The organism is Janthinobacterium agaricidamnosum (assembly GCF_003667705.1).
Classification (GTDB): Bacteria; Pseudomonadota; Gammaproteobacteria; order Burkholderiales; family Burkholderiaceae_D; genus Janthinobacterium.
Genome location: NZ_CP033019.1, coordinates 2,980,381 through 2,996,182 on the forward strand (window position 1 = coordinate 2,980,381; position 15,802 = coordinate 2,996,182).

The following is a 15,802-nucleotide window of genomic DNA, read 5'->3' on the forward strand; positions in this document are numbered from 1 at the left end:
CTGTAAATCAACATGCATCCAGCGATTTCCCTCGGTATCGACCTCGGTACCTCCGAACTGAAAACCGTGCTGATGGACGGCACGGGCGCCGTGCGCGGCCAGGCCTCCGTGCGCATCGATACCAGCCGCCCGCAGCCGGGCTGGTCCGAACAGTCGCCGCAGGACTGGTGGGCCGCCTGCGTCAACGCGCTGGGCCAGCTGCGCACCGGCTGGCCGCAGGACTACGCGCGCATCGCCTGCATCGGCCTGTCGGGCCAGATGCATGGCGCCGTGCTGCTCGACAGCAACGACAAGGTGATCCGCCCCGCCATCCTGTGGAACGATGCGCGCGCCGAAGCCGAGGCGGCGAGCCTGGCGCGCGATTATCCCGCCTACGCGGACGTGACGGGCAGCCTGCCCATGGCGGGCCTGACGGCGCCAAAACTGCTGTGGCTGCAAAAGCATGAACCGGCCGCGTTTGCCGCCATCGCCTGCCTGCTGTCGCCGAAAGACTATCTGCGCCTGCGCTTGACCGGAATCAAACTGACGGACATGTCCGACGCGGCCGGCACCCTGTGGCTGGACGAGGCCGCTCGCGCCTGGTACGGCCCCATGCTGGCCGCCTGCGGTTTGCGTGCGAAACAGATGCCGGCGCTGGCCGAAGGCGACGCGGCCACGGGCATCGTGCCGGCCGCCGTCGCGGATCAGCTGGGCTTGCCGATGGACGTGGTGGTGGCCGGTGGCGGGGGCGACAACCCCGTCTCGGCCGTAGGCATCGGCGCCGTCAACGGCGGCGACAGTTTCATTTCGCTGGGCACCAGCGCCGCCATCGTCTCCGTCACCGAGCAGCCGCTGGGCAACCCGACCGGCGGCGTGCACAGCTTTTGCCACGCCCTGCCCGGCCGCTGGTATGCGATGGGCGCGATCCTGTCGGGCGCCAGCTGCCTGCGCTGGGCCACTGGCGTACTGGGCCAGCCCGACGAGGCGGCGCTGCTGGCGCTGGTGGAAAGCGCCCTGCCGCTCGATACGGCCATCGCGCCGTCCGCCCCCCTGTTCCTGCCCTACCTGTCGGGCGAACGCACGCCGCACAACGACCCGCAGGTGCGCGGCGCTTTTTTGCAGCTGGGCCACGACAGCACGCCGGCGCAGCTCGGCTACGCCGTGCTCGAAGGCGTGGCGTTTGCCTTGCGCGACGCCATGGCGGCCGTCACCTCGACCGGTGCCGTGGTGCCCCACTGCATGCTCGTGGGCGGCGGCGCGCGCAGCCAGTACTGGGCGCAGCTGCTGGCCAATGTGCTGGGACGCGAAATGCGCACCTTGCACAACAGCGAGCTGTCGGCCAGCCTCGGTGCGGCCAAGCTGGGCTTTGCGGCCATCGGCGACGCCAGCCTGCTGACGCAGGGCTTGCCCATCAAAAACACTTTCCTGCCCGATGCCGCGCACAGCGCAGCCTTGAGCATCCGCTACGGCCGCTACCGTAGCCTGTTTCCCGCCGTGCAAGCTCTGCACCAACTCAGTGATAAGGAATAGCAATGAATCAGCTGCAACAACTGAAGCAAACCAGCACCGTCGTCGCCGACACGGGCGACTTTTTGCAACTGGCCCGCTTCGCGCCGCAAGACGCCACCACCAATCCGTCGCTGATTTTAAAAGCCGTGCTGCAACCCGATTACGCACCCTTGCTGGAAAGCACGGTCGCAGCCCACAAGCATGCCTCGCTCGACGATATCGTCGACCAGGTGCTGGTGCGCTTCGGCCTGGAAATCCTGAAAGTGGTACCGGGCCGCGTGTCGACGGAAGTCGATGCCCGTTTGAGCTTTGACCGCGACGCCACTGTCGCCCGCGGACGCCGCCTGATCGCCCTGTACGAACAAGCCGGCATTGGCCGTGAGCGCGTGCTGATCAAGGTCGCCGCTACCTGGGAAGGCATCCAGGCGGCGCGCGAACTGGAGAAAGACGGCATCTTTTGCAACCTGACCCTGCTGTTCGCGTTTTGCCAGGCCGTCGCCTGCGCCGACGCCAAAGTACGGCTGATTTCGCCATTCGTGGGCCGCATCTACGACTGGCATAAAAAATCGCTGGGCGCGGCATGGGACGAAGCGGCGCGCAGCCTGTCCAACGATCCAGGCGTGCAATCGGTCACGCGCATCTTTAATTACTACAAGCAACATGGCATCGCTACGCAAGTGATGGGCGCCAGCTTTCGCAACGTGGGGCAGATCACGGCCCTGTCCGGCTGCGACTTGCTGACCATCAGCCCCGACCTGCTGGCGAAACTCGAAGCGTCCAACGAACCGTTCGAGCGCGCGCTGGGCGGCGACCTGGGCGCGGCGCAGCCGGCCGTCACGTATGACGAAGCCGCTTTCCGCTATGCCCTGAACGACGATGCGATGGCGACCGAAAAGCTGGCCGAAGGCATCCGCGGCTTTGCCGTCGATGCGGGCAAGCTCGATGCCATGATCGAGAAATTACGCAGCCAATAAGTTTGCACCCGTTTTTTCACCCGTAGCACCGTTTGTTTTTACAATAAAAACCCTTGGAGATCCTCATGAAAAAAGTCATTACCGCCACCCTGCTGCTGTCCGCCGCCTGCGGCGCCTTCGCCGCCGACAAACCGCTGAAATCGATCGGCGTAAGCGTGGGCGACCTGGCCAACCCGTTTTTTGTCGCGATTGGCCGCGGCGCGGAAGAAAGCGCGAAAAAGCTGGGCGGCCCCGGCGTGAAAGTCACCACGGTGTCCAGCAAGTATGACCTGAACACCCAGGTGGACCAGATCGAAAACTTTATCGCCAATAAAACCGACATCATCATCCTGAACGCCGTCGATTCCAAGGGCATCGCCCCGGCCATCAAGAAAGCGCGCAATGCGGGCGTGGTCGTGATCGCCGTCGACGTGGGCGCCGTGGGCGCTTCGGCCACCGTGATGTCCGACAACACCATGGCCGGCGACGTCTCGTGCGCCTACCTGGCCAAGCAGATCGGCGGCAAGGGCAATGTGGTGATCCTCAACGGCCCACCGGTCACGTCCGTGATCGACCGCGTGAACGGCTGCAAGAAGACCCTGGCCGCGTTCAAGGATATCAAGATCCTGTCCGACAACCAGAATGCGGGCGGCAGCCGCGACGGCGGCATGACCGTGATGTCGAACTTGCTGACGGCCCATCCGAAGATCGACGGCGTGTTCGCCATCAACGATCCGACGGGCATCGGCGCCGAACTGGCGATCAAGCAATCGAAACGCACGGACGTGAAACTGATCACGGCAGTCGATGGCGCGCCCGATGGCCAGAACGCCCTGAAAAACAAGGCCGGCCTGTTTGCCGCCACCTCGGCGCAAAACCCGTACCGCATGGCAACGGACGCCGTGCAGATGGGCTACGACATCATGAACGGCCGCACGCCGAAACAGACCATGGTGCTGTTGCCGACCCCGGCCATCACCAAGGAAAACGTCGCCACCTACACGGGCTGGGTAAAGAACTGATCTGCCTGACCTGAACCACGTGGCGCCGCCGGCCAGTTCGCGGGCGGCGCCAGTTTCACCAGCAAGGAAGGACAGTCATGAGCGACAATATTATTTTTGAAATGCGCGGCATCGAGAAGCGCTTCGGCGCCACGCGCGCGCTGCGCGGCGTGCACCTGACGGTGCGCAGCGGCGAAATCCATGCCGTGATGGGAGAGAATGGCGCCGGCAAGAGCACCCTGATGAAGATTTTATCGGGCGTGTACACCCCCGATGCGGGTGAAATCCTTCTCGACGGCAAGCCGATCAAGATCCGCAACCCGGGCGAGGCCCGCGCCCTGGGCATCAACCTGATTTACCAGGAACTGAGCGTGGCCAAGAACATGACGGTGGCGCAGAACGTCTTCATGGGCAGCGAGCCGCAAGGCCCGTTCTGGACCGTCAAGGGCGGCGAGATGCGCGCGCGCACGAACGCCATCCTGGCCGACCTCGGTTCCCGTTTCGACGCCGACACCATGGTCTCGACCCTGTCGATCGCCGAGCAGCAGCAGGTGGAAATCGCCCGCGCCCTCGTGCACGAAAGCCGCATCCTGATCATGGACGAGCCGACGGCCGCCCTGTCCGACCGGGAAACAGAACAATTGTTCCGCATCATCGAAGAACAGCGCGACAAGGGCCTGGCCGTGCTCTACATCAGCCACCGCATGGCCGAGGTGGAACGTTTGGCGCGCCGCATCACGGTGCTGCGCGACGGCGCCTATGTGGGCGAGCTGGGCAAGGATGAGCTGGATCAAAAGAAAGTCGTGCAAATGATGGTGGGCCGCCCTGCCGACGACTTTTATTCGCACCAGCGCCGCACCACGCGCGGTGCCGAACGCTTGCGCGTGGAAAACGTGGGCGGCGGCAAGGTCAAGCCCGCCTCGTTCGCCCTGCATGCGGGCGAAGTGACGGGCCTGGCGGGACTCGTGGGCGCGGGCCGCACGGAACTGGCGCGCCTGATCTTTGGCGCGGACAAGAAGCAATCGGGGCAAGTGTGGCTCGACGGCCAGGAAGTGCACATCCAGCGGCCGCTGGCGGCCATCCGCCACGGCATCGGCTATCTGCCGGAAGACCGCAAGAGCCTGGGCTTGTTCATGCAATTGTCGGCCATGGAAAACATGTCGATGAATATCCTGTCCAAACATTCGACGGCGGGCGTGGTCAACCGTGGCGCCCTGACGCAGCTCACGCGCGAGGCGATTGCCAACCTGAACGTCAAGGTCTCGGGTCCGGAAGGCATCGTGGGGGGACTGTCCGGCGGCAACCAGCAGAAAGTCTTGCTGGCGCGCTGGCTGGCCATCGCGCCGAAAGTCCTCATCCTCGACGAACCGACGCGGGGCGTGGACGTGGGCGCAAAGAGCGAAATTTACAAGATCATCCACCAGCTGGCGGACGCGGGCACGGCCGTCCTGTGCATTTCCAGCGAACTGGCCGAGCTGGTCGGCATCTGCGACCGCGTGATGGTGATGTGCGAAGGACGGCTGACGGGCGAAGTGACGGGCGACGATATCACGCAGGAAAACATCCTCGCTTACGCCACCCAGCTGGAAGCGGCATAAGAATAATCATTCAGGAGATAGACCATGACAACGAGTACCACCCGCGGCGCCCCGCGCGCCGGCGAACCCTTCAATGCCTCGAACCTGATGCGCCGCCTGGGCATGCTGCCCGTGCTGGTCGTGCTGTACCTGGCCATGTATGGCCTGACCGTGTATTTCTCGGCCGACGGCACGTCCACGTTCATGACCAGCAACAACACCATGAACATCTTCCGCCAGGTGTCGATCAACATCGTGCTGGCCTCGGGCATGACTTTCGTCATCCTGACCAGCGGCATCGATTTATCGGTCGGCTCCGTGCTGGCCGTCTCGGCCGTGGCAGGCATGCTGATGTCCTTGTCTGCCCAGTTCGCCGGCTTTTCGATTCCCACCTTCCTCATCGTCGGCTTGCTGCTGGGCGCGCTGAACGGCGTGCTGGTCGCCCTCGTCGGCCTGAACCCGTTTGTCGTGACCCTGGGTACCATGACGGCCCTGCGCGGCGCGGCCTATCTGCTGGCCGACGGCACCAGCGTGCTGAACACGGAAATCCCCAGCTTCGAATGGATGGGCAACGGCAGCTTCCTGGCCGTGCCCTGGCTGATCTGGCTGGCCGCGGCCGTCGTTCTGCTGACCTGGTTTATTTTGCGCAAGACCACCCTGGGCCTGCATATCTATGCCGTCGGCGGCAATATCCAGGCGGCCCGTTTGACGGGCATCAAGGTCGGTCTCGTGCTGATGTTTGTCTACACCATCAGCGGCCTGTTCGCGGGCCTGGGCGGCGCCATGTCGGCCAGCCGTCTGTATGCGGCCAACGGCAACTGGGGCACGGGCTATGAGCTGGACGCCATCGCGGCCGTCGTGCTCGGCGGCACGAGCCTGATGGGCGGCGTCGGTTCCGTCTGGGGCACCGTCATCGGCGCCCTGATCATCGGCGTGATGAACAATGGCTTGACGATCCTGGGGCTGTCGTCGTTCTGGCAGTATGTGGCGAAAGGTGTCGTGATCGTGCTGGCCGTGATCCTCGATAAATGGCGCCAGTCGCACGCACAGAATTGATGGCGCTGGTGGTGTCGGGTTACGCGCTTCGCGCTAACCCGACCTACCATAGCCGCCACAGGCCGGCGTAGGTCGGATTAGGACCGAAGGGCCGTAATCCGACAACACCGGAAGCACCGTTAAAACACCAGCCGCATCTCCACATGCGCAATCCCCGCCTCTTCAAATTGTTCCCCCTGCTGCACGAAACCGTGGCGCGCATAGAATGGCGCGGCCACGGTTTGTGCGTTCAACACCACCGCCAGGTCACCGCGTTCGCGCGCCTTGTCCATCAGCATGGTCAAAATGGCGCCGCCCACGCCCGTGCCGCGGCCCGGCTGGCGCACGGCCATGCGGCCGATGTGGCCATCGGGCAATAGCCGGCCCGTGCCGACGGCGTTGCCCGCGTCGTCATAGGCCACGGCATGCAGGCAGACGGCGTCCATGTCGTCGAGTTCGATCTCGGCCGGCACTTTCTGTTCATCGACGAAGACTTCAAAACGGATGGCGGTGGCATCAAGGCCCAGGGTGGCCCAGTCGCCGAGGCGGATGGTGTGCTTGGTCATGGTGTAATGTAGAAAGAAACAGGCCGTTATTGTCGCACGGCCTGCCTTTCGAGAGGGAGATCAGCTGAGCTTGACCAGCTGCTTGCCGAAGTTACGGCCTTTCAACAGGCCGATGAAGGCTTCCGGCGCGCTGGCCAGGCCCTCGGCCACGGATTCGCGGAATTTCAGCTTGCCCGTCGCCACCAGGGTACCCAGCTCCGCCAAGCCTTGCGGCCAGAATTCCGGCTGCTCGGAAACGATGAAACCGCGCATGGTGAGGCGGTTGGTGAGGATGAAGCGCGCATTGTTGAGCGGCGTCGGTTCGCCGTTGTAGCCGGCTATCCAGCCGCACAGGGCCACGCGGCCAAACGCGTTGGTGCGCGCCAGGGCCGCGTCGAATACGGCGCCGCCCACGTTTTCAAAGATGGCGTCGATGCCGTCCGGCGTGGCCGCGGCCAGGTCGGCTTCCAAGTTGCCCGCCTTGTAATCGACGCAGGCATCGAAACCCAGCTCGTCGACGACATACGCGCACTTCTCCGCCCCGCCCGCGATGCCGACCACCCTGCAACCTTTCAGTTTCGCCAGCTGGCCCACGACGCTGCCCACGGCGCCGCTGGCGGCCGATACCACCACCGTTTCGCCCGCTTTCGGCGCCATGATCTGGTTCAAGCCATACCATGCCGTCATGCCCGGCATGCCGACGGCGCCCAGGTAGGCCGACGCGGGGATGTGCGTCGTATCGACCTTGCGCAGCATCGTGCCATCCGACACGGCCACTTCCGTCCAGCCCAGGGTCCCCACCACCGTGTCACCCACGGCGAACTTTGGATGCTTCGACTCGAGCACCATGCCCACCGTGCCACCGATCATGGTTTCATCGAGCGCTTGCGGCGCCGCATAGCTTTTATTCGTGCTCATGCGCCCCCGCATGTAGGGATCGAGCGACAGGAACTGGTTGCGCACCAGCAGCTGGCCATCCGTGATGGCGGGAATCTCGACAGTTTCCAGACGGAAGTTATCCGGCTGCACTTCTCCCGTGGGACGCGAGGCGAGGACGATGCGTTGGTAAGTGGTCATAAGGGTTCCTGTTTGTGGGGTGAATTCAGAATTTAGCCCGTAACGCAAGAGCTGGGGTCAGACCCGGCGGGTCTGACCCCGGATTTACACTTCGTAATCCATGCATTGCCGTGCTTCGCGCACCGCCCCAAAAAACGGCTTGATTTTCACGTGCTCGGGATGGTTCTGGTAGGCATCGAGCGCTTCGCGGCTGGCGAACTCGCTGTACAGGACGATGTCGTAGGTCGCTTCCAGGCCCGGCTGGGCCACGGCTGCCTCGAATTTCAGGATGCCGGGCACCAAATCCGAACAGGAATCGAGCAGGGCCTTCAGTTTCAGGGCATTCGTGGCGCGGTCGGCGCCTTCGGCGTGGTCTTTGAGTTTCCAGAAAACGATGTGCTTGAGCATGGTGGCAGCTGCTTGTTTATTAATGAACCATTACTGTACCCGCTATCGGCGTGCCTTGCAGAAAGTGAGCGGCAAAAGAAAACGGGCGGCACTCAGGCCGCCCGCAGACTGGCTGTCAAGCAAGCATCACAGCACTTCGAACAGCCCGGCCGCGCCCTGCCCACCGCCGATGCACATGGTCACCACCACGTATTTGACGCCGCGGCGCTTGCCTTCGATCAAAGCGTGGCCCGTCAGGCGCGCGCCCGACACGCCGTACGGGTGGCCGACGGCAATCGCGCCTCCGTTCACGTTCAGGCGGTCCATGGGGATGCCCAGGGTGTCGGCGCAATACAGCACTTGCACGGCAAACGCTTCGTTGAGTTCCCACAGGCCGATGTCGGCCACCGTCAAGCCCGCCTTTTTCAGCAGTTTCGGAATCGCGTACACGGGGCCGATACCCATTTCATCAGGTTCGCAGCCGGCCACGGCAAAGCCGCGGAAGATGCCCAGCGGCTGCAGGCCTTTCGCTTCGGCCACTTTCGCGTTCATCACGATGGCCATGGACGCGCCGTCGGAGAACTGGCTGGCATTGCCGGCGCTGATGACGCCGCCGGGCATGGCGGGGCGGATCTTCGCCACGCCGTCATACGTTGTGTCGGCACGGATGCCTTCGTCGGCGGCAATCGTCACTTCGCGCGACACCAGCATGCCGCTGGCCTTGTCGGCCACGCCCATGACGGTGGTCATCGGCACGATTTCCGCATCGAACAGGCCGGCCGCCTGGGCCGCGGCGGCGCGCTGCTGGCTTTGCGCACCGTAGGCATCCTGGCGCTCGCGCGAAATCTGATAGCGCTTGGCCACGGTTTCGGCCGTCTGCAGCATGGGCCAGTAGACTTCCGGCTTGTGCTGCTGCAGCCAGACTTCCCTGTACATATGCGTGTTCATTTCATTTTGCACGCAGGAAATCGATTCCACGCCGCCGGCCGCATAGATATCGCCTTCGCCCGCGATGATGCGCTGCGCCGCCAGGGCGATGGCCTGCAAGCCCGAGGAACAGAAGCGGTTAACGGTCATGCCGGCCGTGGTGACGGGGCAGCCGCCGCGCAAGGCCACCTGGCGCGCGATATTGCCGCCCGTGGCGCCTTCGGGGAAGGCGCAGCCGACCAGCACGTCTTCCACTTCTTCCGCCTCGATGCGCGCGCGCTCGACGGCGGCCGCCAGTACATGGCCGCCCAGGGTGGCGCCATGCGTCATGTTGAACGCGCCCTTCCAGGACTTGGCCAGGCCCGTGCGGGCAGTCGATACGATGACGGCTTCATTCATGCTGTGTCTCCTTGTGGGGATATTATTGGGTGGGGTGTCTGCGGAATGAGAATAGCACATTTAAGTACGGTCGTTCGCAAAGTTGGAATGATCAGCAATTTGTAAGCTTGGTGTAAGTTTCAAGCAAGCATGACGTAAGGTTCGGAGAACACACTCGCCCCAAGCTGTTGCAAGAATGGTCAAAAAGACCTCGGCACCAGTTCACTATAAAACATAGGGAGACAAACCATGGCATCACCATCCGGCTCGGCCGACGTACGGAAAATGTCCACCAAGGGAACGCCGATTACGCCCGAGGAACGCAAGGTCATCTTTGCATCCTCGCTCGGCACCGTTTTTGAATGGTACGATTTTTACCTGTACGGTTCGCTGGCATCCATCATCGCCAAGCAATTCTTCATCGGCGACCCCACCACCACCTTCATTTTCGCGCTGCTGGCCTTTGCCGCCGGCTTCATCGTGCGTCCGTTCGGCGCGCTGGTCTTCGGCCGCTTGGGCGACATGATCGGCCGCAAGTACACTTTCCTGATCACGATTCTGATCATGGGCGGCTCCACCTTCATCGTCGGCTTGCTGCCGGGCCATGCGTCCATCGGCATCGCCGCACCGATCATCCTCGTCATCCTGCGCATCCTGCAAGGCCTGGCGCTGGGCGGCGAATACGGCGGCGCAGCCACCTATGTGGCCGAGCACGCGCCTGAAGGCAAGCGCGGCGCGTTCACGGCGTGGATACAGACGACGGCAACGCTGGGCTTCTTCCTGTCGCTGATGGTCATCCTGGGCACCCGCCTGGCGACCGGCGAGAAGGATTTCGAGGCCTGGGGCTGGCGCATTCCCTTCCTCGTTTCCGTCATCCTGCTCGGTATTTCCGTGTGGATCCGCTTGGCCATGAATGAATCGCCGGCATTTGCCAAGATGAAGGCCGAGGGCAAGACCTCGAAGGCGCCGCTGACGGAAGCGTTCGGCAAGTGGAAAAACCTGAAGATCGTCATCCTGGCCCTGATCGGCCTGACCGCCGGCCAGGCCGTCGTCTGGTACACGGGCCAGTTCTACGCCCTGTTCTTCATGATCCAGACCCTGAAAGTGGACCTGGCCACGGCCAACGTGCTCGTCGCCATCGCCCTGCTGCTGGCCACGCCGTTCTTCCTGTTCTTCGGCAGCCTGTCGGACCGCATCGGCCGCAAGTACATCATCCTCGGCGGCTGCCTGATCGCCGCCCTGACCTACTTCCCGATCTTCAACGGCCTGACCCACTTCGCCAATCCGCAGCTGGAAGCTGCACTGAAGAACTCGCCAGTGGTGGTGGTGGCCGATCCCGCTTCCTGCCACTTCCAGTTCAACATGACCGGCACCAAGAAGTTCCCGTCGTCGTGCGACATCGCCACGGGCTTCCTGTCGAACAGCTCGGTGAACTACACGAAGGAAGACGCGCCAGCGGGCAGCATCGCCAAGGTACGCATCGGTGCGAAGGAATTTACCTCGTTTAACGCCGTCATGACGCCGGACGGCCTGAACTTCGATGCCGAGAGCAAGGCCCATGAAGCAGCGCTGAAGAAAGAAATCGGCGCCGGCATCAAGGAAGCGGGCTACCCTGCGAAAGCCGATCCGGACCAGATCAACAAGCCGATGGTCGTCTTGCTGCTGTTCATCCTGGTGCTGTACGTGACCATGGTGTATGGCCCGATCGCCGCCATGCTGGTGGAAATGTTCCCGACGCGTATACGTTACACCTCGATGTCGCTGCCCTACCATATCGGTAACGGCTGGTTCGGCGGCTTGCTGCCGACCACGGCCTTCGCGCTGGTGGCCTTCAAGGGCGATATCTATTACGGCCTGTGGTATCCGATCGTCGTCGCCCTGGCGACTGTCGTGATCGGCACCCTGTTCGTCAAGGAAACCAAGGACAACAATATCTACGCCGACGACTGATCCGATGCAAGCCCCGGCCGCCAGGCCGGGGCCCGCAAAGCAAAACGCCGCTGACTGGTCAGCGGCGTTTGTTTTTTTAAGCAGCGTATGCGGCGCAGGCGGCGGCAAGCCTATTTTTCGCTCTTGCCCTTTTTCAGCTGGTCGCGCTGCTGCACGTATTCCTGGTAGCTGGTCTGGTTGCGCTTGCGGCAGGCGTTGCGGTCGTCGAAATTATTAAGGCTGTTGCAATACTCGCCGATCTTGTCCCGGTTCGCGTCATACAGTACTTCGCAGCCAGTGATGGCCAGCAAGAAGGGAACGATCAGATATTTCATTGCTACTCTCATGGATAGGGACGGATTGCGCGAAAAAACACCAGATTGCCCGCTGGATAAGCGTGCAGCTTTATCTTAACGCGATCCTGGCGAAAAGTACAAGCGCTCGGTATTACTAAATAGAAAGGATTCCCGGCGTGCCGCGCGCCAGGGCAGCCACCTCATCGGCACCGGCATCCTCATTCAACAGCGGGTTGGCCGCCGCAAACGCCGCCAGGTGCTCGAGCAGCACGCGCACGCGGGCCGGCAGGTAGCGCCGCTGCGTCCACACGGCATACACATGGCGCGGCTGCGGCATCCAGTCGGGCAGCACGCGCACGAGCGAACCGCGCGCCACCTCGTCGCGGCACTGCAAAAGCGGACACAGCAAGATGCCGATGCCCGCGTCGGCCATCTCCACGGCCAGGCGCATTTCGTTGACGCGCAGGCGCGCCTGCGGCTCGATCAGCATTTCGGCGCCGTCGCCGGGCCGCCGCAAGCGCCAGCTGCGCAACGGTTCGGCCACGATCAGCTCGTGCCGCTCGAGGTCCTGCAAGTCGCGCGGCACGCCGGCGCGCGCCAGGTAGCCGGGCGCGGCCACCATCACCAGCGCGGCGCTGCCCAGGCGGCGCTGCATCAGCGAGGAATCGTCGAGTGCGCCCACGCGGATGGCCAGGTCGGCGCCGCTGCCCACGAGGTCTTGCAGCAGGTTCGACAGTTCCAGCTCCAGGCGGATATCCGGATACTGCTGCATGAAACTGACCCAGGCCGGCGTCAGCAAGCCGCTGGCAAAGTTCACGGGCGCCAGCACGCGGATGCTGCCCGAAACGGCCGACAGACTGGCGTCGAGCTGCTGCGTCGCCTGCCGCAGCGCGTGCACGAGGGGTCTGCACTGCTCGTAGTATTGCCAGCCTTCCGCCGTCGGCTGCAGGCGGCGCGCGCTGCGGTTCAGCAAACGGTAGCCGAGCTGGCTTTCCAGCTTCTGCAGCCGGCGCGTGACGGTGGCGGCGGGCAAGTCTTCCTTGACGGCCGCCGCATGCAGGCTGCCCGCCTCGACGATGGCGACAAACAGGGCTAGGTCATCGAGCATGATTCGTCAAGCATGATTGCATTTTCGGAATTTGAAATTAAAAATATGGCTCTAGTATAGATTGCTGCAAGTTGTTACGCTGCATATCTTCACCATTTTGAAAGTGTCCCATGTCCGACGCCCTGCGCCTGCGCTGCGTATTTGCCTTCCTGATGTCGCTGCTCATGACCCTGCTGATGAGCGCCTGGGTCACCTGGCTCAATATCGGCTTGCAGGCGGACTTCCTGCCCCGCTGGCGCCATGCCTTCTTTGCCGCCTGGCCCGTGGCCTTCTGCGCCGTGATGCTGTTCGCGCCCCGCGTGCAGCTGATGAGCCGCAACATCGTGGCGCGGCTCGCCCGCCACCCTTAACCGGCAGTCAACCAGCAACGGTATCACTCGGTCACTGCCGCCCACGGCCGCCCTGATCCGGGCTATGCTATGGCCGTCCTGTTTTTTACAGCGGAGTGCCCATGCTCGATCACGTATCCCTCACCGTCAGCGACCTGGAACGCGCCGAGCGCTTCTATGACGCCGTCTTTGCCGCGCTCGACGTGCCCAAGGTAGGCAGCGACCATGCCAACGCCTGGATAGGCTACGGCGAGCGCAGCGATGCACAGCACCCCGAGCGCAGCTACTTTTCCGTGCGCCTGGGCCCGCAGCCCGACGACGCGCCGCGCCGCCACTGCTGCTTCAAGGCCCCCTCGCGCGCGGCCGTGGAAGCGTTTTGGCAGGCCGGACTGGCGCATGGCGGCATCGACCTGGGCGCGCCCGGCCTGCGCCACTATCACGCCAGCTATTACGCGGCCTTTCTGTTCGATCCGGACGGCAACCGGATCGAAGCCGTCTGCCACCGCGCCGAGGCCGGCTGACAGGTGGGGAAATCCGGCTCTGTTCGGCATTTCCACTTCGAGACGATTTGCCTATAATGGCTGGCACGCCATACCGGTCCGTGAACAAAGAAGGAGATTCATGCATCATCTATTCGTCGGCCGCCCCGCGCGCACCATGCTCCTCTCCAGCGCCGGCTTGCTGCTGGCAGGCTGTTTTTCCGGCTGCTCTCTGTTTCCATCCGCCCCGGCCACGCCAGGTGTGCCGGCCACTGCGGCCCTGCCCGACGCCAGCATCGCGTATACCCTGAGCGGCCAGGACGGCTTGCCCGTCGTGTTCCAGTCGGCCATGGGCGACGGCAAGGATGTATGGGCCAAGGTCGTGCCGGAAGTCGCCCGGCAGCACCGCGTGCTCGTCTACGACCGTCCCGGCTATGGCGACAGCCAGAAGACCACCACGCCGCGCGATCCCTGCACCATTGCCGCCCAGCAGCGCGCCCTGCTGGCGCAAGCGGGCCTGAAGCCGCCGTATATACTGGTCGGCCATGGCCTGGGCGGGCTGTACCAGTATGTGTATGCCAGGCTGTACCCGCAGGACGTGGCCGGCCTGGTCCTCCTCGACCCCACGCACCCGCAGCAGTGGAACCGCCTGCAGACAGACGCGTCCACCTACGCCATGCTCGTGAAGACGCGGCGCAAACTCATGTTCAACAGTACGGAATCGGCCGAATTCGATGCCCAGACGCAATGTCTGCAACACGTCGACATGAACAGCCCGCTGCGCGTGCCCGCCATGCTGCTGGTGCGCGACAAGTTCGGCATCGAGGAAATGGGCTCGTTTGAAAACGTGGTGCGGGCGCAGGAAAAGGATTGGCAGCGCCTGTCCGGCGCGCCGGCCATCGAGCGCATCACGGGCGCCGGCTATTACATCCAGAAAGACAACCCCGTCATCGTCAACGAGGCGGTCAAGATGGTGGCGAAGAAGAAGTAAACATGCTTGCTGGCGTCCGTGGTGGTGTCGGATTACGCGGCGTGCCGCCGCTAATCCGACCTTGTATTATTCCCCTCATGCCGTTCGTGGTATTGCGAACGGTATCGACCGCTGTCAAAATCTTGATAGGCATATCAAGACCGGGTAACTGGATGCCGTATCCGCCCTTAGGCCCCGAGCCAGCTCCGTAGATCTCGCACCAGTTACCCATCCTCCATGTCAAGATCGGACAGTATCTTTGGCACCGGCATGCCGGTTAGCCCGCATTTGCAAGGTAGATCGCAAGAGGACCACAGCATGTTTAATTTAGGAATCGACGTTGCCAAGGCCAAGCTCGACTGCGCGCTGCGCCTGCCCAACGGCAAGCATCGTAACAAGGTTGTCGAGAACAACCACCAAGGATTCACCGCGCTCCACGCATGGCTGCTGAAGCATGCTGCCGGCAGCCCCAGGGTGTGCATGGAAGCGACGGGCACGTATTGGGAAGGGGTTGCCGAATATCTCGCTGGACTTGGCATGGTGGTCAGTGTCATCAATCCAGCCCAGATCAAGGCCTTCAGCGCTTCACGCCTGGTGCGCACCAAGACCGACAAGGTCGACGCACAGCTGATCGCCGACTTCGCCCATGAACGCCAGCCAGAGCCCTGGCAGGCGCCATCGCCGGCCGAGCAATCGCTGCGCGCGCTGGTGCTGCGCCTCGATGCCTTGCAAGCGATGCGCCAGCAGGAAAGCAACCGGCTTGAAGTGGCGCGCGCGGCGGTACGCCAGGGTATCGAGGATCATATTGCCTGGCTCGACGCCGAGATCAAGGCGCTGATCCTGGCGATCCGCCGTCATATCGATGACGACCCGGATTTACGCGGCAAGCGCGAATTGCTCGATAGCATCCCTGGCCTGGGCGAGCGCACGATTCCCGTGCTGCTGTCCTACTACGCCAATCCTGAGCGCTTCGACAGCGCCAAGCAGGCGGTGGCGTTTGCGGGCCTCGATCCGCGCCAGCACGAGTCAGGTTCCAGCGTGCGTGGCAAGCCACGCATGTCGAAGGTCGGCCACAGTTTCCTGCGCAAGGCACTGTACATGCCGGCCATGGTGGCAGTGCATAAGACGCCTTGGGGCAAGCGCTTCGGTCAGCGTCTGCGTGACGCCGGCAAAGCGCCCAAGCTGATCATCGGCGCCATGATGCGCAAGCTGGTGCACGTGGCATTCGGCGTGCTCAGGTCGGGAAAAATATTTGATCCGGCCTTGCACGCCGCTTGACGGGGATAACAGTATCTACCCGGCTCTTGAGCCCCTTGTCAAACCGTAGGTCGGATTAGCGAGGCT

The 15,802-nt window shown here is 63.2% G+C and carries 16 protein-coding genes; 10 read left to right on the forward strand and 6 right to left on the reverse strand.

Annotated features, from left to right (window positions below):
• The first annotated feature begins 24 nt into the window (after nt 1-24).
• The 5 genes from xylB (at nt 25) to D9M09_RS13365 (ending at nt 6,075) form a co-directional block, all read left to right on the forward strand.
• On the forward strand, nt 25-1,509 hold the full coding sequence (gene xylB, locus D9M09_RS13345; RefSeq protein WP_205602401.1) for a xylulokinase: 1,485 nt from the start codon (nt 25-27) through the stop codon (nt 1,507-1,509).
• 2 nt (nt 1,510-1,511) lie between these two features.
• A complete protein-coding gene (gene tal / locus D9M09_RS13350; RefSeq protein WP_121669531.1) occupies nt 1,512-2,462 on the forward strand; it encodes a transaldolase in 951 nt (316 codons plus the stop codon).
• A 65-nt stretch (nt 2,463-2,527) separates the two neighbouring features.
• Nucleotides 2,528-3,463, forward strand: a complete 936-nt coding sequence (locus tag D9M09_RS13355) for an ABC transporter substrate-binding protein (RefSeq protein WP_121669532.1) — start codon at nt 2,528-2,530, stop codon at nt 3,461-3,463.
• A 77-nt stretch (nt 3,464-3,540) separates the two neighbouring features.
• Complete coding sequence (locus D9M09_RS13360) at nt 3,541-5,040, forward strand: sugar ABC transporter ATP-binding protein (RefSeq protein WP_121669533.1); 1,500 nt, start codon at nt 3,541-3,543, stop codon at nt 5,038-5,040.
• A 24-nt stretch (nt 5,041-5,064) separates the two neighbouring features.
• Nucleotides 5,065-6,075 carry an ABC transporter permease subunit gene (locus tag D9M09_RS13365; protein ID WP_121669534.1) on the forward strand — a complete coding sequence of 337 codons (1,011 nt, stop codon included), beginning with the start codon at nt 5,065-5,067 and terminating at the stop codon, nt 6,073-6,075.
• A gap of 119 nt (nt 6,076-6,194) precedes the next feature.
• Here D9M09_RS13365 and D9M09_RS13370 read toward each other — a convergent pair whose 3' ends face one another.
• The 4 genes from D9M09_RS13370 to D9M09_RS13385 all read right to left on the reverse strand — a co-directional run bounded on the left by D9M09_RS13370 (nt 6,195) and on the right by D9M09_RS13385 (nt 9,368).
• The gene (locus D9M09_RS13370; RefSeq protein WP_121669535.1) at nt 6,195-6,620 is read right to left on the reverse strand and encodes a GNAT family N-acetyltransferase; all 426 of its coding nucleotides are present in this window, start codon (nt 6,618-6,620) and stop codon (nt 6,195-6,197) included.
• A gap of 60 nt (nt 6,621-6,680) precedes the next feature.
• Nucleotides 6,681-7,676: an NADP-dependent oxidoreductase gene (locus D9M09_RS13375; protein WP_121669536.1), complete on the reverse strand. Its 996-nt coding sequence runs from the start codon at nt 7,674-7,676 to the stop codon at nt 6,681-6,683.
• A gap of 84 nt (nt 7,677-7,760) precedes the next feature.
• Complete coding sequence (locus tag D9M09_RS13380; RefSeq protein WP_121669537.1) at nt 7,761-8,063, reverse strand: Dabb family protein; 303 nt, start codon at nt 8,061-8,063, stop codon at nt 7,761-7,763.
• 126 nt (nt 8,064-8,189) lie between these two features.
• Entirely contained in the window at nt 8,190-9,368 is a 1,179-nt protein-coding gene (locus tag D9M09_RS13385) for an acetyl-CoA C-acyltransferase (protein ID WP_121669538.1), read from the reverse strand.
• A gap of 228 nt (nt 9,369-9,596) precedes the next feature.
• On the opposite strand from D9M09_RS13385, the gene D9M09_RS13390 reads away from it, so the two are divergent.
• Nucleotides 9,597-11,297, forward strand: a complete 1,701-nt coding sequence (locus D9M09_RS13390; RefSeq protein WP_070218362.1) for an MFS transporter — start codon at nt 9,597-9,599, stop codon at nt 11,295-11,297.
• A gap of 110 nt (nt 11,298-11,407) precedes the next feature.
• Here the strand turns inward: D9M09_RS13390 and D9M09_RS13395 are convergent, their stop codons facing one another.
• Nucleotides 11,408-11,611, reverse strand: coding sequence for a hypothetical protein (locus tag D9M09_RS13395; protein ID WP_070218363.1), 204 nt, complete (start codon nt 11,609-11,611; stop codon nt 11,408-11,410).
• A 115-nt stretch (nt 11,612-11,726) separates the two neighbouring features.
• Nucleotides 11,727-12,680 carry a LysR family transcriptional regulator gene (locus D9M09_RS13400; RefSeq protein ID WP_121669539.1) on the reverse strand — a complete coding sequence of 318 codons (954 nt, stop codon included), beginning with the start codon at nt 12,678-12,680 and terminating at the stop codon, nt 11,727-11,729.
• A 110-nt stretch (nt 12,681-12,790) separates the two neighbouring features.
• On the opposite strand from D9M09_RS13400, the gene D9M09_RS13405 reads away from it, so the two are divergent.
• The 4 genes from D9M09_RS13405 (at nt 12,791) to D9M09_RS13420 (ending at nt 15,736) form a co-directional block, all read left to right on the forward strand.
• Complete coding sequence (locus D9M09_RS13405) at nt 12,791-13,030, forward strand: DUF2798 domain-containing protein (protein WP_070288493.1); 240 nt, start codon at nt 12,791-12,793, stop codon at nt 13,028-13,030.
• A 101-nt stretch (nt 13,031-13,131) separates the two neighbouring features.
• Nucleotides 13,132-13,530 (forward strand): VOC family protein, encoded by a 399-nt coding sequence (locus D9M09_RS13410; RefSeq protein ID WP_070288494.1) that lies wholly within the window; start codon nt 13,132-13,134, stop codon nt 13,528-13,530.
• A gap of 100 nt (nt 13,531-13,630) precedes the next feature.
• A complete protein-coding gene (locus tag D9M09_RS13415; RefSeq protein ID WP_121669540.1) occupies nt 13,631-14,479 on the forward strand; it encodes an alpha/beta fold hydrolase in 849 nt (282 codons plus the stop codon).
• A gap of 297 nt (nt 14,480-14,776) precedes the next feature.
• Nucleotides 14,777-15,736 carry an IS110 family transposase gene (locus tag D9M09_RS13420; RefSeq protein WP_121668350.1) on the forward strand — a complete coding sequence of 320 codons (960 nt, stop codon included), beginning with the start codon at nt 14,777-14,779 and terminating at the stop codon, nt 15,734-15,736.
• Nucleotides 15,737-15,802: the final 66 nt, after the last annotated feature.